This is a genomic window from Vibrio sp. LQ2 (assembly GCF_023920125.1).
Classification (GTDB): domain Bacteria; phylum Pseudomonadota; class Gammaproteobacteria; order Enterobacterales; family Vibrionaceae; genus Vibrio; species Vibrio fluvialis.
Genome location: NZ_CP085308.1, coordinates 3,189,836 through 3,212,968 on the forward strand (window position 1 = coordinate 3,189,836; position 23,133 = coordinate 3,212,968).

The 23,133-nt window shown below is 52.5% G+C and carries 19 protein-coding genes; 8 read left to right on the forward strand and 11 right to left on the reverse strand.

Annotation, left to right across the window (positions count from 1 at the left end):
- The first annotated feature begins 20 nt into the window (after positions 1-20).
- The 3 genes from LGV68_RS14895 (at position 21) to LGV68_RS14905 (ending at position 3,817) form a co-directional block, all read left to right on the forward strand.
- On the forward strand, positions 21-1,154 hold the full coding sequence (locus tag LGV68_RS14895; protein ID WP_024375293.1) for a sugar diacid recognition domain-containing protein: 1,134 nt from the start codon (positions 21-23) through the stop codon (positions 1,152-1,154).
- A 160-nt stretch (positions 1,155-1,314) separates the two neighbouring features.
- Positions 1,315-2,667: a GntP family permease gene (locus LGV68_RS14900; RefSeq protein ID WP_020432650.1), complete on the forward strand. Its 1,353-nt coding sequence runs from the start codon at positions 1,315-1,317 to the stop codon at positions 2,665-2,667.
- Positions 2,668-2,686: 19 nt separating this feature from the next.
- A complete protein-coding gene (locus tag LGV68_RS14905) occupies positions 2,687-3,817 on the forward strand; it encodes a glycerate kinase (protein ID WP_047461941.1) in 1,131 nt (376 codons plus the stop codon).
- 113 nt (positions 3,818-3,930) lie between these two features.
- Here LGV68_RS14905 and LGV68_RS14910 read toward each other — a convergent pair whose 3' ends face one another.
- A complete protein-coding gene (locus LGV68_RS14910; RefSeq protein WP_252535613.1) occupies positions 3,931-5,445 on the reverse strand; it encodes an AbgT family transporter in 1,515 nt (504 codons plus the stop codon).
- Between the two features lie 28 nt (positions 5,446-5,473).
- Entirely contained in the window at positions 5,474-6,655 is a 1,182-nt protein-coding gene (locus LGV68_RS14915) for a M20 aminoacylase family protein (RefSeq protein ID WP_252535615.1), read from the reverse strand.
- A gap of 143 nt (positions 6,656-6,798) precedes the next feature.
- Between LGV68_RS14915 and LGV68_RS14920 the strand changes: the two genes are divergently transcribed.
- Positions 6,799-7,722 carry a LysR substrate-binding domain-containing protein gene (locus LGV68_RS14920; RefSeq protein ID WP_020332462.1) on the forward strand — a complete coding sequence of 308 codons (924 nt, stop codon included), beginning with the start codon at positions 6,799-6,801 and terminating at the stop codon, positions 7,720-7,722.
- A gap of 80 nt (positions 7,723-7,802) precedes the next feature.
- Complete coding sequence (locus tag LGV68_RS14925) at positions 7,803-8,702, forward strand: DUF6279 family lipoprotein (protein ID WP_208593597.1); 900 nt, start codon at positions 7,803-7,805, stop codon at positions 8,700-8,702.
- On the opposite strand, the gene LGV68_RS14930 is transcribed toward LGV68_RS14925, so the two are convergent.
- The 4 genes from LGV68_RS14930 to LGV68_RS14945 all read right to left on the reverse strand — a co-directional run bounded on the left by LGV68_RS14930 (position 8,699) and on the right by LGV68_RS14945 (position 12,635).
- Positions 8,699-10,030 carry a basic amino acid/polyamine antiporter gene (locus tag LGV68_RS14930; protein WP_252535622.1) on the reverse strand — a complete coding sequence of 444 codons (1,332 nt, stop codon included), beginning with the start codon at positions 10,028-10,030 and terminating at the stop codon, positions 8,699-8,701. The genes LGV68_RS14925 and LGV68_RS14930 overlap by 4 nt on opposite strands.
- A gap of 4 nt (positions 10,031-10,034) precedes the next feature.
- Positions 10,035-10,955: a homocysteine S-methyltransferase family protein gene (locus tag LGV68_RS14935; RefSeq protein WP_252535624.1), complete on the reverse strand. Its 921-nt coding sequence runs from the start codon at positions 10,953-10,955 to the stop codon at positions 10,035-10,037.
- A 196-nt stretch (positions 10,956-11,151) separates the two neighbouring features.
- Positions 11,152-11,781, reverse strand: a complete 630-nt coding sequence (locus LGV68_RS14940) for a DsbA family protein (RefSeq protein WP_252535626.1) — start codon at positions 11,779-11,781, stop codon at positions 11,152-11,154.
- Complete coding sequence (locus LGV68_RS14945; protein WP_252535632.1) at positions 11,775-12,635, reverse strand: MBL fold metallo-hydrolase; 861 nt, start codon at positions 12,633-12,635, stop codon at positions 11,775-11,777. Before LGV68_RS14945 ends, LGV68_RS14940 begins: the two co-directional genes overlap by 7 nt.
- Positions 12,636-12,743: 108 nt before the next feature.
- On the opposite strand from LGV68_RS14945, the gene LGV68_RS14950 reads away from it, so the two are divergent.
- The 3 genes from LGV68_RS14950 (at position 12,744) to LGV68_RS14960 (ending at position 15,939) form a co-directional block, all read left to right on the forward strand.
- Positions 12,744-13,646, forward strand: coding sequence for a LysR family transcriptional regulator (locus LGV68_RS14950; protein WP_020432634.1), 903 nt, complete (start codon positions 12,744-12,746; stop codon positions 13,644-13,646).
- A 134-nt stretch (positions 13,647-13,780) separates the two neighbouring features.
- Positions 13,781-15,520, forward strand: coding sequence for a methyl-accepting chemotaxis protein (locus LGV68_RS14955; protein WP_165879438.1), 1,740 nt, complete (start codon positions 13,781-13,783; stop codon positions 15,518-15,520).
- A gap of 182 nt (positions 15,521-15,702) precedes the next feature.
- The gene (locus tag LGV68_RS14960; RefSeq protein ID WP_020432620.1) at positions 15,703-15,939 is read left to right on the forward strand and encodes a hypothetical protein; all 237 of its coding nucleotides are present in this window, start codon (positions 15,703-15,705) and stop codon (positions 15,937-15,939) included.
- A gap of 64 nt (positions 15,940-16,003) precedes the next feature.
- On the opposite strand, the gene LGV68_RS21470 is transcribed toward LGV68_RS14960, so the two are convergent.
- From LGV68_RS21470 to LGV68_RS14980, 5 genes are all read right to left on the reverse strand, one after another.
- On the reverse strand, positions 16,004-16,132 hold the full coding sequence (locus LGV68_RS21470) for a hypothetical protein (RefSeq protein ID WP_257939536.1): 129 nt from the start codon (positions 16,130-16,132) through the stop codon (positions 16,004-16,006).
- A 129-nt stretch (positions 16,133-16,261) separates the two neighbouring features.
- A complete protein-coding gene (gnd, locus tag LGV68_RS14965; protein WP_024374350.1) occupies positions 16,262-17,710 on the reverse strand; it encodes a decarboxylating NADP(+)-dependent phosphogluconate dehydrogenase in 1,449 nt (482 codons plus the stop codon).
- 14 nt (positions 17,711-17,724) lie between these two features.
- Positions 17,725-18,441 carry a 6-phosphogluconolactonase gene (gene pgl, locus LGV68_RS14970; protein WP_222779645.1) on the reverse strand — a complete coding sequence of 239 codons (717 nt, stop codon included), beginning with the start codon at positions 18,439-18,441 and terminating at the stop codon, positions 17,725-17,727.
- Complete coding sequence (gene zwf / locus LGV68_RS14975) at positions 18,438-19,940, reverse strand: glucose-6-phosphate dehydrogenase (protein ID WP_020332475.1); 1,503 nt, start codon at positions 19,938-19,940, stop codon at positions 18,438-18,440. The genes pgl and zwf overlap by 4 nt, the downstream gene beginning before the upstream one ends.
- Positions 19,941-20,232: 292 nt before the next feature.
- Positions 20,233-23,109, reverse strand: a complete 2,877-nt coding sequence (locus LGV68_RS14980; protein ID WP_222762437.1) for an HD domain-containing phosphohydrolase — start codon at positions 23,107-23,109, stop codon at positions 20,233-20,235.
- Positions 23,110-23,133 lie beyond the last annotated feature (24 nt).

A 23,133-nucleotide genomic window follows, 5' to 3' on the forward strand; every position in this document is an offset into this window, starting at 1 on the left:
TTTGAACATTAGGACAGAACATCATGTTAGATGCAAACCTGGCGCAGCAGATCGTTGACCGCACGATGTCGATCATCGGCTACAACATCAACGTGATGAATCATGCCGGCATCATCATCGGCAGCGGCGACCGCAGACGTATCGGCCATGTGCACGATGGTGCCATTCTGGCGTTGAAGCATGGTGATTCGATTGAGCTCAACTCGCAAAGCTGCCAGTCGCTGAAGGGCGTTAAACCGGGCATCAATATGCTGCTGATGCAAGGTCAGCAGGTAGTGGGGGTGGTTGGCGTAACCGGAGAACCGGATGAGATTCGCGAGTTTGCCAATCTGGTCAAAATGAGTGCGGAAATGATCATCGACCAGGCTGAACTGATTGAGCAGTTGCAATGGGATCGCCGCCACCGCGAAGAGTTCATTTCGGCCTGGATCAGTCATCCGCTGTCACATGATGAATTGCAGGCGTGGGCGACGCGCCTTTCGCTCGATGTAACAAAGCCGAGAGTGGCGGTGGTGATTGAGTTTCGCCAGCAAACATCCGCCAAAAATGTCGACAGCGTGCGTCAGGTGGTCGACCTGCTTGAGCATCCGGAACGTGACAACTTGGTCGCGGTGGTGTCGATGAACGAAATCGTGGTGTTAAAGCCAGTCAAACATCCTGAACACTGGACCAGTGATGAGGAGAGCCTGCGCATCGATAAACTGATTGCCCGCCTGACGGAGCATCATATCGATGGTTACGACATCGCGCTGGGCCAGCTCTTTCCCGACCCGAGTGAACTGCACCTTTCCTATCAAAGTGCCAAGCAGGTGCTGCGAATAGGAAAAGAGAAGCAGCCTAAGCAACATAAGCATCTGTTTGAGGAATTGCGACTGCCGGTACTGATGTCGCCACTGCGTGACTACTGGCAGGGTGAACAATTGTGTGAAGCAGTCGTGAAGCTCAAGCAGCGCGATCGGTCCGGTCAGTTGATGAAAACTCTGCAGGTGTTATTTGAGCAGGGAGGGAATCTGTCCGAGTGCGCCAATGCCCTTTATATCCACCGCAATACGCTGCGTTATCGGCTGGATAAAATCGCCGAGATCACCGGGATCTCGACCCAGAGTTTCGTTGGATTGGTCGAATTATATATTGCGTGTCAGATCTCAAAATGAGTGATAATTTGTGCGTATGCACAAAATGTTACAGTTATTCACCAAGGTTATTTGGCCAGTTGCCTAAAGGAATCGCGCCATAAACTCCGGATAATAGACTCACCCTACACAGGCCCGCTTTGAGGCCTGACACTGATAAAAATGACATGGAGTTTTTGGTATGAGTCTAATCCTCATTCTGCTGGCGGTGATCGCTTTTATAGTGCTCGCAACCACCAAATTTAAGTTACACCCCTTTTTAGCACTGATCGTGGCCGCATTTCTGGCTGCGTTTGCCTATGGACTGCCGGCAGAGAGCATCGCGAAAACCATCGCATCAGGCTTTGGCGGCATTCTGGGCTACATCGGCCTGGTGATTGTGCTGGGTACTATCATCGGCATCATTCTGGAGAAAAGCGGCGCGGCCATTACCATGGCAGACACCGTGATTAAGCTGCTGGGTGAGCGTTTCCCAACTCTCACCATGAGCATCATTGGTTACATCGTATCGATTCCGGTGTTCTGTGACTCTGGCTTCGTTATCCTCAACTCGCTCAAAGAGTCGCTGGCCAAACGCCTGCGCACCTCCAGCGTAGCGATGAGTGTGGCGCTGGCGACGGGTCTTTACGCCACCCATACCTTTGTTCCACCGACTCCGGGACCTATCGCAGCGGCAGGTAACCTGGGGCTGGAATCCAATCTGGGTCTGGTGATTGCGGTTGGCGTGTTCGTAGCGGCGGTTGCGGCGATTGCCGGTATGCTGTGGGCGAACCGTTTCAAGGACGTAGAGCCGGATGGTATCGATCATGAAGAACACCTGAAACAAGACTGGAAAGCGCTGAAAGCCTCTTATGGCAAGCTGCCAAGCGCCACTCAGGCTTTTGCACCGATTTTCGTGCCGATTCTGCTGATCTGTCTTGGCTCTGTGGCCAAATTCCCAAGTCATCCGCTCGGTGACGGCGTACTCTTTGACGTGTTGAGCTTCCTTGGCCAGCCACTGACGGCACTGCTGATTGGTCTATTCTTGTCGGTGAGCTTGCTCAAATCCGATAACAAAGTAGCCGAATTTGGTGAACGCATCAGCCAGGGCATTACCGCAGCGGCTCCGATTCTTCTCATCACTGGTGCGGGCGGCGCATTTGGTGCGGTATTGAAAGCGACGCCACTGGGCGACTACCTCGGTACCACGCTATCGGCACTGGGTGTGGGCATCTTTATGCCATTTATCGTCGCGGCGGCACTGAAATCGGCGCAAGGTTCTTCGACGGTGGCACTGGTGACCACGTCTGCACTGGTTGCGCCAATGCTGAGCCAACTGGGTCTGGATTCCGAAATGGGTCGCGTGCTCACCGTGATGGCAATTGGTGCCGGCGCGATGACAGTATCGCACGCCAACGACAGTTTCTTCTGGGTGGTGTCGCAGTTCAGCCGCATGAGCGTCGGCCTTGCGTACCGCGCACAAACCATGGCAACACTGGTACAGGGCATTACGGCAATGGTTGTCGTGTATATCCTGAGCCTGGTCCTGCTGTAATTTAATTTAGGAGAGTGATATGAAAGTGGTTATCGCCCCAGATTCGTTTAAAGAAAGTTTAACGGCGAAGCAGGTCAGTGACGCCATCCATGCCGGACTCGCACGAGTGTGGCAGGACGCAGAATTTGTCTCAGTACCTGTGGCTGATGGCGGTGAAGGAACGGTTCAGTCGCTGGTGGATGCTACCGAAGGTTATCTGGTGCATCTCAAAGTGAAAGGACCGCAAAACAAGCCAGTGGATGCTTTCTACGGAATGTTAGGCGATAGCCAGACCGCGGTGATTGAAATGGCGGCGGCGAGTGGGTTGCACCATGTGCCTCTGGCGCAACGTGACCCGAAACTGACCACCAGTTTTGGCACGGGCGAACTGATTCGTCACGCGCTGGATCAAGGTGTGAAACGGCTGATCATCGGCTTGGGCGGCAGCTCGACCAATGACGCCGGTGTCGGCATGCTGGCTGCGCTGGGCGCCCGCTTTCTCAACCGTGATGGCGACAGTATTGCGTTGACGGGCGGAGGCCTGACCGAGCTGGCGCAGATTGATATTGACGCGCTCGATCCAAGGCTGAGCGAGTGTGAAATTCTGGTCGCCAGCGATGTGAACAACCCGTTGTGTGGCCCGAAAGGCGCATCCGCTATTTTTGGTCCACAGAAAGGTGCAACGCCGGCGGATGTTGAATTGCTGGATGACGCACTCAAAAACTTCGGTTTGCTCACCCAACACGCCACCGGTAAAAGCGTGATTGATTCTGCGGGCGCGGGCGCGGCGGGTGGTATGGGCGCTGCGTTATTGGGTTACACGCAAGCGGTACTCAAACCGGGTATCGACATCGTGCTTGAAACCGTCAGACTGGCCGAGCTGGTGCAGGGCGCGGATCTGGTCATTACGGGTGAAGGCCGGATTGACAGCCAAACGGTCCACGGCAAAACGCCGATGGGCGTGGCACAGGTCGCCAAGCGGTTTGATATTCCGGTGATCGCGCTTTCCGGCTGTACCGGAGACAACTACCAGGCGGTGTATCAATGTGGTATCGATGCGGTGTTTTCTGCCGTGCCGCGAGCCATGACACTGGAAGATGCGCTCAAAGAGTCCGACTTTAACCTCGCCGATTTGGCCGAGAATGTCGCCAGACTGTGGAATCTCTCCTAACGAAAAAAGCCAGCGAAAGCTGGCTTTTTTATGCTCACCATCGCGAGGGTGAGGAAGAAAAATGCTCACAAAACCGGAAGGATACAAGGCGTTTTGTGAGCGATAAGCAAAGGTTACAAACCAAAAGGTAATCCCAGACCGTACCAGACGAAGTAAAGCGCGCTCCAACCAAACAGAATTGCCAGTGAATAAGGCATGGCTGTGGTCAGCAGGAGCCCCAGCGAGAACGACTTATTGTAGTTTTGTATCACTGCCAGAATCAGTGGCAGATATGGGTTGATCGGCGAGATCACGTTGGTAGACGAATCTGCGATGCGGTAAGCCGCCTGAATCGCTTCCGGCTCCAGGCCGAGCAACATCAGCATCGGCAGGAAGATAGGCGCCATCAACGCCCATTGCGCAGAGCCGCTGTAAATAAACAGGTTAACCACCGCCGCCAACAGAATGAAACCGACCAGCACCAGAGAAGAGGGCAGATTCATGTGCAGCAGCCAGTCCGCGCCGTTGACCGCGCCGACAATCGCTAAGTTGGACCAGTTAAAAATCGCAATAAACTGCGCCACCATAAAAACGATGACTATAAAGCCACACATCTCGCGCATTGCTTCTTCCATTAAGCGCGGCACGTCACCAGACGATTTGATCTTGCCTACCGAAACCCCGTAGACGATGCCGCACAAACAGAAAAAGATCATGATGATCGGCACCAAGCCGCTCATAAACGGGGAAGGCAGCAGGCCACCTTGCGGGTTTCTCAGCCCCGACGTTTCCGGCAAAATCAGCAGCGCTACCGCAGCGACATAACCCAATGCGACCAGACCGGTTTTGCGCAGCGCACGGCGTTCAATGTCTGTCAGTTGGGTATGCTGCGCGTCTTTGTTTCCAGTCTCCTGCACATGAAAACGCGCCAGCATCGGCTCGGTGTATTTATCGTTCATCACTGTGATGATCAGAGTAATAAACGGCACGGATACACACATAAAGAACCAGTTTGCCAAAACACTGACTTCATAGCCGGGACGCACACTCTGCACCACTTCGGTAGAGATCCCGGAGAGCAGCAGGTCAGTCCCTGCGATAAAGAAGTTGGCACTGAATCCGGCGAAAATGGCGATAAAGGCCACCACAATACCGGCAATCGGATTACGACCGACGGTTTTGTACATGATGGCCGCAAGCGGCGGAATGAGGAACACTGCGGCATCTGAAACCAGGTTACCGATGATCGATGTCATCACGACCGCAGGCGTAATTAAGCGCGGTGAGACGTTGCTCAGCATGCGCTTAATGGTTGCGTCAGCCAGACCGGTTTTTTGGATCAAACCAAGCGCCAGCACCATCATCAACACTAAGCCGAGCGGACGAAAGCCGGTAAAGTTCGTCACCGCTTTGGTAACCATAAACTTGAGGCCGTCCCAACTCAGCAGGGAACGTACCTGAATCAGCTCATTGGTCACCGGGTGATGAATCGGATCCGCCCATACGCTCATCACAGCCGAGAGCAGTAACGTTGCGACAAACAGGGCGAAAAACATGATGAAAGGATGCGGTAAGGCATTCGCCATATTCGCAATGCGATGCATGAGTCCGGAGCTGTTGCCGGAGGTCAGGGTTTTGCTTTCTTCCATGAAAAATTCTCCTTGGGATAAATCTGGATTACTGTGTCGGCAATTCGCGTTCGATCAGGCGCACGAAAAACGAGGCCCCAGCCGGAATGATTTCATCGTTAAAATCGTAGTGAGGGTTGTGCACGCAGATGCCACCGATTTCGCCTTCCAACCCATTGCCGAGCAGCAGGTAGCAACCCGGTACGGCTTGCAGCATGAATGAGAAATCCTCGCTGCCAGACAGCGGCAGGCAGTCGGGGTTAACGTTCGCGTCGCCTACTACTTGCCGAGCGACTTCGGTGGCAAGGCGGGTAGCATCAGCGTCGTTAATGGTTGCTGGGTAGCTGCCGGGGCGGAAGGTTACCGACGCGCTGGCACCATAAGCGCGCGCGGTGCTCTCAACCAGCTGTTCCAGACGTTCGATAGCGTGCTCGCGTACGCTGTTATCAAAGGTACGAATACAGCCCATCATGGTCGCGTTGCTTGGAATTACGTTGAACGTGCCGGAACCCGCATGCAGATCGGTAAACGACAGCACCGCAGAGTCGAGCGGCGAGGTGTTGCGGCTGATGATGCTTTGTGCGCCGCTGATGATAGCGCTGACAACCAGCATCGGATCGACGGCATGCTGCGGCAGGGCCGCGTGGCCGCCTTTACCCTGAATCTCAATGGTGAAGCGATCGGAGCCTGCCAGCAGCGCCCCTTCACGCAACCAGAAATGGCCTTGGGGAATGCCCGGCATGTTGTGCATGCCGTAAACACGGTCACACGGAAAGCGTTCAAACAAGCCGTCATCAATCATCACTTTCGCTCCGCCTAAACCTTCTTCGGCGGGTTGAAAAATAAAGTGAATGGTGCCAGCGAAATTGCGGTGGCGGGCCAGATACCAGGCTGCCGCCAGCAGCATCGCGGTGTGCCCATCGTGGCCGCAGCCATGCATTTTCCCCTGATGACAAGAGGCATGGCCGAAGTCGTTATTCTCGGTCATCTGCAACGCATCCATATCGGCGCGCAGGCCGATGGTGCGAGTTGATGCGGTGCGGCCTCGCAGCACACCCACAACGCCCGTGGTGGCGATCCCCGTATGGACTTCGTCGAAACCCCATTCGGTCAGTTTGTCGGCGACAACTTGGGCGGTGCGGTGTTCTTCAAACCCGAGTTCCGGGTGTTGGTGAATGTCGCGTCGCCAGGCAGTAAACAGCTCATTATTGATGGAGATTTCTTCGATCATCGCCTCGTCCTTTGCTAAGTGTTACCCATAGCCAAATGTTATGCATATGAGTTCAAATGTGACATTTTTGTTGTTTTTAACTGTATACTGGCTGCCTTTACGCTTTCTAATGACTTGTGATTATTGGACGATAAGGAAAAGTTATGGCTCATCGGGGTTTTACGGACAGTCAGATTGAAGCCTTTATGTGGATCATGAAGACCAGCAGTGCGACGGAAGCGGCGGATAAGATGTTGATTTCTCAGCCCGCTATCAGCCGCTTAATCAAGCAGTTGGAAGCTCGCCTGGGCTTTGAATTGTTTGAACGTCACAATAATCGCCTGCTCCCGACAAGGCGTGGCACTCTGTTCTATGACGAAGTTGACCGGGTCTACCTAGGTCTTAATCACCTGCGACAGTTTGCCGATCGGCTGAGAGAACAGGCGACAGGCCAACTGCGCGTGGTGAGCATGCCTTCGTTTGCCATGAGTCTGGTTCCGGAGGCTGCCGCACAACTGGCCCAGCAGTTTCCGGATCTGGAAATCAGCCTCTATTCGTACCGCTCCAATCAGATTCCGGAAGATATGGTGGCGCAGCGCTTTGACTTTGGCATCACGACGGACACTCGGCTGGATCCCCGTTATCAGAGCTTTCAGCATTCGTTGCCGGGCGTCTGTTTGATCCCGGCTGACCATCCGCTGGCGGCGAAGTCGGTGATTGAGATCAGCGATTTCGAGAACGAAACGCTGATTTGTGGCGAGCCTGCGGAGCAGAGCCGCAATCTGATTACTCAGCACCTGACTGACCAGCAAGTCACGCCCAAGAAAATCTGGACGGTGTCATTGAGCGAAATGGCGATTCGGCTGGTGGCGAACGGCACCGGGCTGTCGATTGTTAATACGGTTTCTGCATGTGATGCCAAACGGGCAGGGGTGGTGGTCAGGCCGCTGGGGTTTGATATTCATTACGATTTTCAAATCATTCTACCGCTGGCGAAAAACGTCGAACCGGCACTCAATGAGCTCAACGGTGAACTCATCACGTTGATTGAGAAAAAAATTCACGCCAGTTTGAACGTATTCGCCTGACGGTCATATTGGTGAGTTAAGGTCGCGCAACAAGCTTTCAATGGCTATGTTTACTCACAGAGCAACAGGGATAAAACGTCATGGCGAAATGGATAGCGCTTTTGCTCAGCACGCTGGTGCTGGTGGGGTGCGGCACTAAATTTGTTTATCACAATATCGACTGGATCGTTATTGACTATCTGGAAGATTACGTTGATTTGACCGATGAGCAGGAAGATAGGTTGAGCGATCGCATTATGCTGCTCAGCCAGTGGCACCAGAGTGCCGAGCTGCCCGCCTACATTGAGCAGCTCGATCAGTGGCTAGCACTCGACCCGGCGAGCTTTACTGAGCAGGATCTCAAGCAGCAGCAAGCGTTGATCAATGACCATTATCAGCGTCTGCTGAGTAAGTTTCTTCCCGACGTTTATCAGCTAGCCAATAACCTCAGTGACGCGCAGGCTGAGGAGTTTTTGCAGGGGGTGATCAAGCGCCATCAGAAATTCGCCGATAAATATCAGGGGCTCAGTGAGCCTCAGATCCGCGGCCGTTACGTCGAACGCATCTCCGAACGGATGGAGCAATGGCTGGGTGATTTGACTCCAATGCAGCAAACACTGGTGAAGCAGTGGGCTAATGAGGTGCAGGTGACCACCAACGACTGGATGGCGTTTCAGGCCCGCCTGCGCAATGAACTCAAAACCCTGCTTGATGAGCGCCATGATGAGTCAAGGTTCAGCACTCATCTGCAAGCCTTGTTGTTTGAGCCGGAGCAGTACTACAGTCCGGTGCTGAAAGCGAAGCAAAAGTATAACGACAGCATCAGCGACAAATACGTGGTGCAGATTGTGCGTTTAGCGACACCGAAGCAAGTGCGCTATTTCCGTGATGAAGTGAGCGGGTGGAAGCAGTTGGCGCAGGAGCTGAATGACGATGCGAAAAGCAGTGCGCGTCTGCCCTTCAACAAGCAAAGGGCAGAGCAAACGAAAGAGCAGGGTTAAGGTTGCAGTGCCAGTTGGCGATGCTTGTGACGGCTGTAGAAAAACACCATTAGTCCCGGTATGTAGAGTAAGGTTGACAGCGCCAGGCTATTCAGACCCGCGGCATAGATCAGCCACAAACCATACACACTGGCGCCCAGACCGATGGCTTTGATTGGCCAGCGACAGCGCTGCTCAAAGGAGACTTTCACCAGATATGCACCCACCAAAAAGTACGGCACCAGAATCATTGAGGTAGAGACCAATACCAAGGTGTTGTAGCTCTCGCCCGTCCACAAAATCAGCACCAAACAGAGTTGCACCGTCAGGCTGGTCAGAGTGAGAGAAGCGGTCGATGTGCCTTGCTCATTCTGCCTAGCAAAAAAGCGCGGAAATGCGCCATGTTGCGCAGCGGTACACGGCACTTCGGCGGAGTAAAGAATCCAGCTCAAATACGAGGCCAGCACCGACACAATCAGCCCGAGACTAATGACCCATTGACCGACACTGCCACTCATGTGCGCCATCAGGCCAGACATCGACGGATTACTCAGCGCTGCCACGTCACCGCGGCTCATCACGCCCAGAGAGAGCAACGTAATCGCCACGTACAACACCAGCGCGAATACCACTCCGAGATAGGTCGCTTTGCCGATGTCTTCACGGCGCTTGGCTCGAATCGACAACACGATCGCGCCTTCAATGCCCGTGAAAACCCACAGCGTGATCAGCATGGTGCTTTTCACTTGTTCCATAAACGGGGTGCCGAGCGTGCTGCCAGAGCGATCGAAGTTGAAAGTCTCTGGCTCAAAAGCCAGGTAAGCCAGAACGATAAACGCAATCAGCGGCAGGCTTTTGGCTAATGTGGCAAGCAGGTTGATGAACGCCGCTTGTTTCACGCCGCGCAGCACCAGGTAATGTACTGACCACAAAATGATGGATTCACCGATGAACGCCGGGAGCGTATTGCCGTCGCCGAATAATACCGAATCGGGTGTATCCACAAACGCGCCGACGGCGGCAAAGGCCACCACCAAATAGCCGACCACACCAATGGTGGCGCACAGCCAGTAACCCCAGGCGGAAAGAAAGCCCGCGACATCACCAAAGCCAGTGCGCGCGTAGGTGTAGATACCACCATCGAGATCCGGTCTCAGGCGAGACAGATGAAGAAAGCAGCCCGCCAGCAGCAGAATACCCACGCCAGTGATGAGCCAACCAGTGAGAATCGCATCGACGCCCGCCACTTCGGCCATGTTTTGCGGCAGGCTGAAAATGCCTGCGCCAACCATGGAGCTAAACACCAGTGCGGTCAGCGCCGTCAGGCCAATTTTTTGTGTGTTCTGCATGCCATCACCCAGCGTGGCTGAAGTGTTGGCTCAGCGTCGCGATGTGCTCAGGGCCAATGCCACAGCAGCCGCCAATCAGACTGGCGCCTTGCTGTTGCCATTTTTCAGCCCACAGCAGATAAGCAGGAGGGGTGAGATCGGCGCGCAGTTCGTCGAGGCCATCGTTGGCAGTGGCATCTTTCGGTTGAGGAGGAAACGCGTTGGCGTAAGCGCCCAGCTGAATCTGCTGCGCGCCGGTATTTTTGAGAATACTGGCCGCGATAGTGAGGGCTTCTTCAATCACTTCCGGCTGGCAGCAGTTGAATAAAATCGCGCTGACGTTCAGTGTGATCATGGCGTGAATGGCATCGGCAACGGTTTCGCCCGAGCGCAGGCGCGGCACATCGGTGGGTTCTGCGTCTTCAAGAGTGAACGACACCCACAGCGGTTTGTGTTGTGTATCCAGCTCATCCAACAGGGCTTTCACGGCCATTGATTCGGCAATCAGGCTTTGAGTTTCCGCCAGCCAGAAATCAACATGCGGCGCCAACCCGTTAATCAGCGGCGTGGCAATTTCTTCAACACGCGTGGCATCGAACAGATCAGCACGATATGAACCAAACAGAGGTGGAATCGAACCTGCAACGCGAGTCGCTTTGCCTTCCAGTTGCACGGCTTGACGCGCGACATCGCCCGCGCAGTGTGCAAGAAGCTGGGCTTCCTGATGAAAACGGGTTTCGCCAATATGGAATGGAACCAGAGCATAACTGTTGGTGGTGATCACTTCGGCACCGCTTTGAATAAACGCACGATGAACGTCCCGTACGATTTCTGGTGCTTCGATCATTGCCAGTGCTGACCACTCAGGCTGGCGGAACGGCGCGCCACGTTTTTCCAACTCTCGACCCATTCCCCCGTCGAGAACACTGACAGCGTGATTTGACATAGTAAGAACCTCATTATTTTTATTAGATGTTTAAACGCAAAGACGTTTAGACGTCTATAACTTAAGGCGAAGCCGATTCAGATTCAACAGAAAAAGTGATATGACTCGAAAAAAGTCAGGCGTTGGTGAGATTGTGAGCAGGCGGAGAGGCAGAAGCAAAAAAACGCACCGAGAGCGGTGCGTTGTGAAAGAAGGGTTACGAATTGGCAGTGATGGATTGCCACAGGGCATCCCAGTCACGTTCCCGGCCATAGTAGTGGCTGAGCGGAACGGATTTGAACTGACCGTTTTGTTCCAACACCAGTGACGGAAAACCGCCCAAGCCCCATTGCGACATCAGCATCTGGGTGCGTTCGATCTCCGGCATGAGCGACGCTTTCGCTTCCTGCATTGCCTGCTGCCAGCTGTCGGCGTCAATATCCATTTCAGTTGCGAGGCCATCAAGCACGTCGCGTTCCGCGACGGCTAGGCCTTGGACGTAGTGGCCAGCCTGAATGCGTTTCAGCATCTCGAACGGCGACTGACCTGTCAGCTGCGCAGCCAGAATAGCCTGCGCCGTGAGATAAGAATCGAGCATGATGGTTTCGCCGCTGCGCACTCTGGCGATATACGCATCACCAAACGGTTGGCGGGTAAGGCCCGCGATGCGTTGGTCCGCTTCCAGAATGTGCTGGCGAAAATCATCACTCAGCGCGCTGCGGGTCATCATGCCACCCGGATGCATCACCAAGTTCACATCGGGATGCGCTGCCAAGGTTTCCATCAATGCGGTGGCGCCGTAACACCAGCCGCACATCGGGTCAAAAATATAGTGAGCCGTTACCATTGCATCTCTCCTGTATGTACTTTCGCGCCGATTTCCAGTGCCATTGGCAGACCTGCGGTCGGATAACGTTGTTGCATGGCGTCGATCAGCTGCTGACTATTTTTGCTGTGCACTTTCGCATTCGCGAAATCAGCCAGATACTGTTGCGAGAATTTGATCGCGCTGCTGTCGGTTTTGGTGCCCGGCATCATGTGGCCCGGAATGACCATTTTCGGTTTCAGCGCTGCCATTTCAGACAACTGCTGGGTCCATGCCTGACGCTCGGCATCGCTTTGTGCGTCGGCCATCCATAAATGCACGTTACCGTATACTGCAACGTTGCCCAGAATCGCCTGATTTGCCGGAATCCACAAGTATGGACGATGATTCAGTTCGCCTTCGTTGCCGCGGATTTCAATGGTGCGGCCATCAATGTTCAGTGTGTGACCGTTGTACGCAGTCGGCAATACCGGTTTCACCGGCGCGTTGCTGCCCATTTTCGGCGCCCAGAACGCCAGTTTGCCAGCCAGATTCGCTTCAATCGTGGCGCGCACCGCAGGCGTAGTCAGCACTTTTGCGTCCGGATACAGTTCATGCAGCACTTCAGCACCGAAGTAGTAATCCGGATCCGCCTGGCTAATGAAAATGGTGGTCAGTTTCTTACCAGAATCGGCCACTTTGGCCGCGATGCGCAGTGCGTCGGCTTTGGTAAAGCCAGTGTCGATCACCATCGCTTCGGTTTCACCATAAACCAGAGTTGAGTTGACATGGAAGCTGTTGCCATCGGCATTGTAGATATTCAGCGTCAAAGGTTGTGCCGCCAGCACGCCGCCAGAAACAAGTAGGGTTGTGCTTAATGCAAGTGTGGTTTTCATTAGGTTGTCCTGTTCACTTCGTTGAGTTGATGGACGCAGTTTACGCATTGGACTTGTTCGGATATATAGCGAATAATTAGCATCATTGTTTCTTAAATCGAGCTAATTATGGACAGACTGATTGCGGCCAAAGTGTTTATTGATGTCGCGACGACCAACAGTTTTACCGCGACCGCCGATCGGCTGGAGATGTCACGGCCGATGGTGACGCGTTACATTGATGCGATGGAGAGCTGGCTCAATGTGCGCCTGCTGAACCGCACCACGCGCAAAGTGTCGCTCACCACGGCGGGAGAGCAGTGTCTGAGCGAGGTCGAGCTCTGGGTGGAGCAGGCAGAAGGGCTGCAACACCGCTTGCTCAACCGCGATGAATTGCGTGGCAAAATACGCCTCGCGACCAGTATGTCGTTTGGCTTCTCTCAGTTGATCCCGGCCGTCAATTCGTTTCTGGCTGAGCACCCGCAGGTGGAGATCGACATTGATGTGCAGGACAGAGCCGCAGATCTGGTAACGGAACGCATAGATTTGGCAATTCGTATTGCGGCCAATCCGGATCCGTCGCTCATCGGCCGCCGGATAGGGCGTTGTGAGTCAATGCTGGTGGCATCGCCGAGGTATCTTCAGCAGGCAGGCGAGATTCATACTCCATCAGACTTAGCGCAGCATCGCTGCTTGGGTTACAAGAACTTTGACCGTCATGTGTGGAATCTGACCCGCGGCAGTGAACAAGCGGCGGTGGAAGTACACTGCGCGCTGACCGCCAACGAAGCCACCACGTTGCTCAGTGCGGCCATGCTGGACATGGGAGTGAGTATGCAGCCCACCTATCTGGTCACCAGTGCGCTGGAGCGGGGCGAACTTGTGCAGGTGTTGCCTCAATGGCAGCCGACTACGATGGATATTTATGCACTCTATCCGTCACGTAAACATCTTGCTCCTGCGGTCCGTAGCCTAATTGATCATCTGTTCGACTATTTTAAGCACAACAAGTGGCAGAATATTCGACTTTAGTATTTGCATGAAAAACAAAGGTCGCATAGCATGTTGTTTACATGAATATAAGAAACATTTTCATTACATTTCAGATGCACTGCAATGTGTAGGATATCAATGGACTAAGATCACTTTGATGGATGTAAAGTGTCATGCAAAACTTTTCCTTTAAAAACAAACTTATACTTTTAATCGTTTCGCTTATAACGGTCACCATTCTGGTTTCGTATCTGAGTGTTAACCACTTTATCAGTGGCTACATTTACGAGTCCGACACTAAGAACATTACGCACAATATCGATTTAGTAGACCACAAACTGAATACTGAACTGGGCTCTAAGCTCTCGCTCGCGAGCAGCTTGAACTTTAGTATGATGGATATCGTGGATACCAAAGAGAATTCCGGCTTTTACCGCATCATTAAGATTGTGAGTGGTTATGCATTTGATGACACAGGTTCGATGGATGAAGCCAAAGCGCAGAAGTACATCGATCTGGCAGAAACGCAAAGCATGGAGCCAACCATCAGTCCGGTAGAAATGGAAGATGGCCACCCGATGCTTACCATTTCGGTGAAGAAGGTCGATGATTCGGTGAACTTCTTTGTACTCGATCTGAATGAGCTGACCAGCGTACTGAAGAATTACGCGCTCGAAGGGAGCTACCTGGAACTGACATCCAGCAACAACGTCACCATTTTCTCCAACAAAACCGGCACCAACCTGATCCCCATCTCTCGTCAGGTGAAAGTGGGTGACCAGAACTGGACACTGACGGGTTATATTGATCTGGATAAGATTCAAGCGAACACCAACAGTCTCAACTGGATGATCACGCTGGCGCTGCTGATCAGTGCGGCGATTATCATTGCTCTGAGTGTGTTGATGCTGCATTTCGCGTTTAAACCGTTACTGCGTTTGAAAGATCTGGTTGCAGATCTGTCGCAGGGCAATGGTGATTTGACTCAGCGTCTTGACGTCACCTCGAAAGATGAAATCGGTCAGATCTCTTCGTCGATCAACCGCTTCATTGAGCAGCTGCAAGGCATGTTCATTCAGGTTTCCAGTTCATCATCACAAATTGATGGTGCGGTGAATCAGTTGTCCAGTCAGTCTGCTTCAAACGTTCACATGTTGCAGTCGCATACTGTTGAAACTGAGCAGGTGATTGCGGCGATTGAAGAGATGAGTGCGACGGCGGCTTCCATCGCGCAGAGTGCGGCAGACGCTGCCAAGCTCACCGAGCGCACCAACACCTACGCAGACGAATCGAAACACACCGTCAACGATGCGGTGAACAGCGTGACTGAGCTGGAATCGGACGTAGCGGAAATGTCTTACACCATCGGCACCATGAGCGAAGACACCAAGCAAATCAGCACCGTATTGCAGGTAATTGGCGACATCGCTGAGCAGACCAACCTGCTGGCACTCAATGCGGCCATCGAAGCGGCACGTGCAGGTGAGCAGGGCCGAGGCTTTGCGGTGGTCGCTGACGAAGTTCGCGCATTGGCAGCCCGCACGCAGCAAAGCACGGCGCAGATCAACGATATGCTGTCGAAACTGCGTCAGACCAGTGACAATGTGGTGAACAAGATGGAATCGACTCGTCGCAGCTGTGAAGCGACATCGGACAGTACCCACAAAGTGATGGCGTCGCTCAACACGGTGACCACATCGGTGGTGGAGATCAACGACCTCAACACGCTCATGGCAACATCTGCTGAGCAGCAAAGTCAGGTAACGGGCGAAATCAGCCGTAATATGGCGGCGATTCAGAGCCTGATAGGACAACTGAACCAGAATGCGTCGGATACTGACCTTATCAGCCGAGAGCTGGGTGACACTTCAAACGGGCTGTCCCACGTGGTCGGGCAGTTTAAAGTCCACTAAGCGACTTGCGTTATCAGCGCATCATTGGTTTAAAGAGCACCCTGCGGTGCTCTTTTTTTATCCGCTACTTTTAGCGGGCGGTATGCGGAAAGTGATTTTATTGTCAGTGTTCAGGCGGCATATTGAGCCGAAAATGATAGCAAGGTTAAATGCGTTCCGAGTCTGTCTGATAAGGAAAAAGAATGAAACGTATTGGAACCTGCCTGGCACTGATGATGCTGTGCGGCGCAGCACAAGCAAAAGTGAACGTTGCTGGTAATCAACTGGATATCTCAACCGATTGTCTGGAAGTGGCGACCAAAGGCATCACGATTGGCACAGGCGACTGTGAGGCGAAAAAGCCGAAATCCGATAAGCCGGAAAACCGCAGTTTCAAAGGGAACAACAACCCGGGCAAAGGGCATAAGCCAAAACACTGAGTGGCTGAACGTTGTGGCCAATAAAAAAGCACCCAGAGGGTGCTTTTTTTACGTTCGGGTTTTGTTAACAACCGCCTTGTTGCTGGGCTTGTTGCACCAGAGCGAGACGTTTTGCTTCTTGCTCTGACAGTTGTTCATTTTCCTTACCCGCTTCGTGTTCCAACTCCACTGGAACGAAAACATAGTCTTTCATGAATGTCATCGTTAGTTCTCTCAGTAGGAAAGCTGAGCAAAAAATAGAGGATGTTAACAATGTTAACATCCTCCTTGATGCTCAAATTTTAGGCGTAGGCTCAGGGCTGATATTGCCCCTGGTTACGTCTTATACGTCGTAGGTAGTCGACGCAGTGTCACCGCCTGTACCAGTCCAGTTGGTGTGGAAGAATTCACCACGTGCACGGTCAGTACGCTCGTACGTGTGCGCGCCGAAGTAATCACGTTGTGCCTGCAGCAGGTTCGCTGGCAGACGAGCCGTGGTGTAACCGTCCAGGAAGGTCAGGGCAGATGTGGTACATGGCATTGGAATACCGGCTTCCAGAGATTTCGCTGCCACTTTGCGCCATGCTGCCAGACTACCCGTCAGGATGCCTTTGAAGTAATCATCAGAGCCCAGGAATGCCAGATCTGGGTTCGCTTCGTATGCATCACGGATGTTGCCCAGGAATGCAGAACGGATGATACAACCACCGCGCCACATCAGCGCTACGTTACCGTAGTTCAGATCCCAGCCGTTTTCGTTTGACGCTTCACGCATCAGCATAAAGCCTTGTGCGTAAGAGATGATTTTTGATGCCAGCAGCGCTTGACGAAGTGCATCAACCCACTCTTGTTTGTCACCTTCAACCGGAGTGATGGTTTTGCCAAACAGTTTTTCTGCTTCAACACGTTGGTCTTTCAGTGCAGACAGGCAGCGCGCAAATACAGATTCAGAGATCAGAGTCAGTGGAATACCCAGATCCAGAGCGTTGATACCTGTCCATTTACCGGTACCTTTCTGGCCTGCAGTATCCAGGATCTTCTCAACCAGTGCTTCACCGTCTTCATCTTTGTAGCCAAGGATGTCAGCCGTGATTTCTACCAGGTAGCTGTTCAGCTCAGTTTCGTTCCAGTCAGCGAACACTGCCTGCATTTCGTCAGCAGTCATGCCCAGGCCATCTTTCATGAACTGGTAAGCTTCAGTGATCAGCTGCATGTCGCCGTATTCGATACCGTTGTGAACCATTTTCACGAAGTGGCCAGCACCGTCGTTGCCAACCCAGTCACAGCAAGGCTCGCCAGCGTCAGTTTTTGCTGAGATCGCTTGGAAGATAGGTTTCACTGCTGCCCAAGCTTCTGGTGCGCCGCCTGGCATGATAGATGGTCCGAAACGAGCGCCTTCTTCACCGCCTGATACGCCAGTACCGATGAAGTGGATGCCTTTTTCGCGCAGTGCTGCAACGCGGCGGTTAGTGTCTGGGTAGTTTGTGTTACCACCGTCGATGATGATGTCGCCTTTATCCAGCAGAGGAACCAGTTGATCGATGAACGCGTCAACCACCGCACCAGCACGAACCATCAGCATCACTTTGCGTGGTGCTTCCAGTTTATCAACCAGCTCTTGCAGCGTGTATGCGCCAACGATGTTGGTGCCTTTTGCCGGGCCTTCCAGGAATTCGTCAACTTTTGCCGCAGTACGGTTGTGCGCTACCACTTTGAAACCGTGGTCGTTCATGTTCAGGATTAGGTTCTGGCCCATTACTGCCAGGCCAATTACACCGATATCACCTTTCATTTTATTTCTCTCCTTCACGCAATTTTCGTTGCTGCGTCTAAATCTAAATACCACTCCGTCTCACCAGTTGTTGACTGGATTTTCGCTGCCGGGTAAGGCAGATCTTCAGCCGGAGTTGTGTGAATTTCGTAAACGATCTCGGCCTTACCTGCGCCAAGAACGAGATAACTGATGCGTTTTGCTGCTTCCAGTACTTTCGCGGTTTTCGATACGCGAAGCTGGCCGGATTCCGGATGGCTGGCAACCACAGACAGGTTCTCGTCGTCGTAGTTGGTCTTGCCCGGGAACAGGGAAGCGGTGTGTCCGTCTGCGCCAACACCGAGCAGAATCCAGTCAAACACTGGTGTGCCGTTTTCTGACGGAATCACGTCTGCCATTTCTTGCGCAAAGCGCTGCGCTTCGGCTTGTGGCTCGTTTTCACCCAGGATGCGGTGAATATTGCCAGCCGGAATGTCGATTTGGCTGAACAGCAGCGCGTTCGCTTCGCCGTAGTTGCTTTCTGCATCGTCCGGTGCCACACAACGCTCGTCACCCCACCAGAAGTGCAGGTTTTGCCACTGGATAGTCGTGGCGTAAGCGTCAGAAGCCAGTAGCTTGAACAGCATTTTTGGGGTGCTGCCGCCTGACAGTGAGATGTGCACAGGGCGACCCAGCTCGCTGTACGCCTTCATGTCGTTCGCTAAGGATTCAACAACGGCATCGGCAGTTGGAAAAATCTTATGATTGATCATAATTCGCAGTAGTCCGTGTTAGTCAGGTTTTTACAAGGGAAGCGCCAGTCGCGGCCGTCGTTTTTCAGCAGCTCGTCAGACTCTTTTGGTCCCCAGGTACCACAGGCATAGCCGTACAGTGATTGCGGATCTTGTTTGAAGTCCAGAATTGGCTGAACGAACTTCCAACACGCTTCCACCGCATCGGTACGGGCAAACAGTGTTGCATCGCCGTTAAGGGCATCCAGCAGCAGACGCTCGTAAGCGGTCAGCATTTTGGTTTCTTCCAGCGAAGCGTAGTGGAAATTCATCGACACTTCTTTCGCCTTGAAGCCTGCGCCCGGCTCTTTCAGGCCAAAGCTCATCAGGATACCTTCATCCGGCTGAATGCGGATAATCAGTTTGTTTTCCGGGGCATTCTGACCAAATACCGGGTGCGGAGTGCGTTTGAAGTGAATAACCACTTCGGTTACGCGCGTTGGCAGGCGTTTACCACTACGTACGTAGAATGGTACACCGTTCCAGCGCCAGTTGTTGATGAACATCTTCAGTGCCACGTACGTTTCGGTACGTGAATCTTCCGCTACACCGTTTTCGTCGCGGTAACCCGGCAGGAACTGACCACGAACTTCGGATTCTGTGTACTGACCCAGAACCAGGTTCTTACGCAGATCTTCATCAGACAGTGGCTGTAGGCTCTGCAGAACTTTGTTCACTTCGTTACGGATAGAGTTGGCGTTGATGGCCGCTGGTGGTTCCATACCGACCATTGCCAGCACTTGCAGCAGGTGGTTCTGGAACATGTCGCGTACCGCGCCTGAACCGTCGTAGTAACCACCACGTTCTTCGACACCAAGGAATTCTGCGCCAGTGATTTCAACGTAATCGATGAAGTTGCGGTTCCACAGAGGTTCGAACATGCCGTTCGCAAAGCGGAACACCAACAGGTTTTGTACCGTTTCTTTACCCAGGTAGTGGTCGATACGGTAAATCTGGTGCTCTTTGAAATGGTTGTGGATTTCGATATCCAGCTCTTGCGCCGATTTCAGATCGTAACCAAACGGTTTTTCGATGATCAGACGTTTCCAGCCATTCTTCTCGTCGTTCAGACCTTGAGCAGCAAGGCACGCAGGAATTACGCCGTAAAGGCTTGGAGGGGTCGCAAGGTAGAAAAGTGTATTGCGTTCAGTTTGATCGTACTTGTCAGCAAGTTGATCAAGGCGAGTGGTCAGCTTCGCGTAGTCATCCATGTCGGATGTATTGATTGCTTGATAGTGAAGGTGTTCACAGAAGGCTTCAAGAATCGCAGGTTCTGTCTTTTCCAGTTCCTGAAGTGAGCGCTTTAACTTCTCGCGGTATGATTCATCGCTGTATTCAGTTCGGCTCACGCCCAAAATAGCAAAGGACTCTGGCAGTTGTTTGCTCGCATACAAGTGATACAGAGCAGGAATCAACTTGCGGTAAGTCAAGTCTCCCGAAGCACCAAAAATCACGATGCTGCTGTTTTCAGGTATTACCATCATCTTTCCCTTAAAAACGAGGTAGTTAGCATGCGCCAACCCTAGCAGCGCAATACACAAATAGAAAGAAGGCATTGCCTATCGTTCATATAGACAAAACCGATAGCCAGATCACAATTGCTAGCAGATTTGAGATCTCGCCCGGGTGCGTATTGTCTACGACAATTTGACACACATCAACTATTGATAACGCAATCGATTAAATATTGACTCGTTTTTTTGTTAAGTCATTAATTTTAAAAGAAGCGGCCGTATTTGGCCGCTTTCGTTGCATATGGAGTTATTGCTCTAGTCAGAACTGCGCTTTCATGTACGCTTTGACGGTTTTGATGTGCTCGGCAACGTCAACGTCGTTGCGCTGTTCTTCGTCAAGGAAGCGCGCGGCGTAGTCGTTGTGTATGCCTTTTTCGAGGAAGAGGACGTAGAGTTTAGGGTCTATGTGGCCTGAGGTGGCCATGCTGGTCATGATGTTGATTGATTCAGACAGCGTTTTGGCTTTTTTGTATGGGCGATCGTTTGATGTCAGTGCTTCAAACACGTCGGCAATCGCCATCACACGCGCCGGAATCGACAGATCTTCTTCGTTCAGGCCACGTGGGTAACCTTTGCCATCCATGCGTTCATGGTGACCTCCGGCAATATCCGGCACGTTTTTCAGATGCTCCGGATAGGGCAGACGCTGCAGCATCACAATCGTCTGCACAATATGGTCATTGATGATGAAGCGTTCTTCGTCGGTCAGGGTGCCACGGCGTACGCCCAGGTTGTAGAGTTCGCCGCGGTTGTATTGCAATTCTCCCGGTTTGAGAATGAATTCTTCCGACCAGGCATCCTGCGGACGCTTACCTTTCTCCCACGGGATACGGTGCACTGGTTTATCGGCGAGCAGATTTTCCATCACTGGCAGTTCAGGTTTATCACCGCAGCGACGGCTTTCCAGCCACGAAATACCCAATTGGTCATCCAGAGTCCGTTTCCATTGGCGCTGGGCAATCTGGCTCAGGCGTTCAATGTCTTCATCACTCATGAATTCGCCGCCGATGTTGCATTGTGCGACAAAGGCAAATTCTTCATCCAGCGCCTTATGCGTGGCTGCCAGATGCGCTTGCAGTTCATTTGCGTCGCCACCGTTGGCGAGTGCCTGCCAGTAATCACTTTCTGCCTGCGATTTCAGCACTTCAAAACGCATTCGAATTTCATGAATACGGTCATAAATGGTTTCTAGCTTGGTCGCTTTGTCGACCACGTATTCCGGTGTGGTGACTTTACCGCAGTCGTGCATCCACGCCGCCAGCATTAATTCTTCCCATTGTTCGTTGTTCATTTTGAAACGGGGGAAGTAGTGGTCATCTTTCGCCGCGGCTTCGGTGAGCATTTTGGTCAGTTCCGGCACGCGCTGACAGTGGCCGCCTGTATACGGCGACTTGGTATCGATGGCGGATGCAATCAGAGCAATAAAGGCATTGAGCATGTCTTTTTGTTGCTGCATTTTGTCGATGTTGTCTTTGGCGATTTCAGCAAAGCTCAGCACTTCGCGCAGGAAGGCGTGTTTGTCGAGCTGTGCTTTAGTGGTCGTGCGTTCATAGCCGAGGTTGAGTACACCCACCAACTGTTTGGCGCGGTTGAGCAGCGGAAACAGGTAAATGTCGCTGTTGTAGAGCTGATCTTTGTGCTTACGCAGAATATTGTCGTCGCGCGTCAGATGAACGATTTCCCCTTTGCGCAATTCTGCCAGTAGCCAGGGGGTATCCTGAACCAAAACATTGAGGTCAATTTTGAACGGGATGATGGCGTGGTTGGCGACGATGGAAAACGCCTGCTGCTCATTGGAATAGGTATAAAGCAGAATGGTTTCTGCCCGTGTCACCAGATAACTTTGATGCGTAATAGTTTTCGCGAGTACCTCGAAATCCTGATTCGAAGCGGTATCGCGCAGTAAACCCAATAAATCATGCAGGGTATGTTCCATCAGTTCGATGGAGTGGGTGAGGTCGGCGACCTCTTTGATCATGCTTTTCGGATAACGGGTTTTCTGGAAATCAAACCGGGCGATGTTGTCGGTCTGGACCACCAGTGTCGAGAGCGGGCGTGCCAAACGGCCCGAGATAAACCACACCAGCACCAAACTGAAGGCAAGCAGAATAACGGCTACGATCACTTGCTTGTTGCGCATGCCAATCAGGGTTGCGAGCAGATCGTCGGTGGGGGTCGCTTCAGCCAGAAGCAGATGCACATGTTTGTTGAGCGCGACAGGCGTCAACGTGACTGACCATTTTGTTCGGTCATAAGTGGTGGTCTCATAGAGCATTTGGCTGCTGATGCGGTTCGCTACGGGGGCGAAAACGCTGTTACTCAACTCGTCCTTGACGTTGGCTTCGTCGGTGCGTGGATTGAGGTCTGATTGATAGCCGGCGAGCAAGTTAAACTGATGATCGAACAGCGCCAGCTTGGTGTTCGGAGAGTAGCCGATTTTGGCAATCTGACTCGATAACGAGTCCAGCGTGAAGTCAGCGGCGACTACCTGCTTGCCACTGCCGGAGCGGCGAGCGAGCGTTACGCCATAGGCTTTATAGAAATAGAAAAAATAGGGTTCGGTGAGGCGAATGGCGCCGTCCTGCTCCGCGGTTTTATACCAAGGGCGCGCGCGCGGGTCGTATTGGTTGTCGGTATTTTTAACCGACTGAATGATGTTCAGATCAGCATCAAGGAAAATCATTTCCCCATTGCCATTGATCTGAGTATTACGAATAAACATCACAGCATTATCGGGGGCATTAAACCGTTCGCGTGCCTGAGGCGTGAACATGGGGCGAATGATGGTGAAGTCACCGTCATCGGTACCGTAATACAGCGAGACAACGTGGGGATTGTTTTCAAAAAAAAGACGAGCAGAGCTGAGCCAGCGATTTTCCTGCATTATTGGCGTGTTCTGTTCGATAAATTTGTTGTAGGCCATGAAGTCCAGCGTTGTCAGAATGGGTGATACGTTCTCGCTGAATGTCGCCTCCAGTTTATCGCTGTTTTCGTAACTGATTTCCTTGGCGCTGCTGATCAACAATTGTTGAGCGTGCTGATAACTGACGGACACCAATACCGCGCCGATAATAGTAATGAGGATCAGAAATAACGTGCTGATCTGTATGCTTAAAGGGTAATGATGCTTCGTCATAAACCAATCCCTAGCCAAACGATT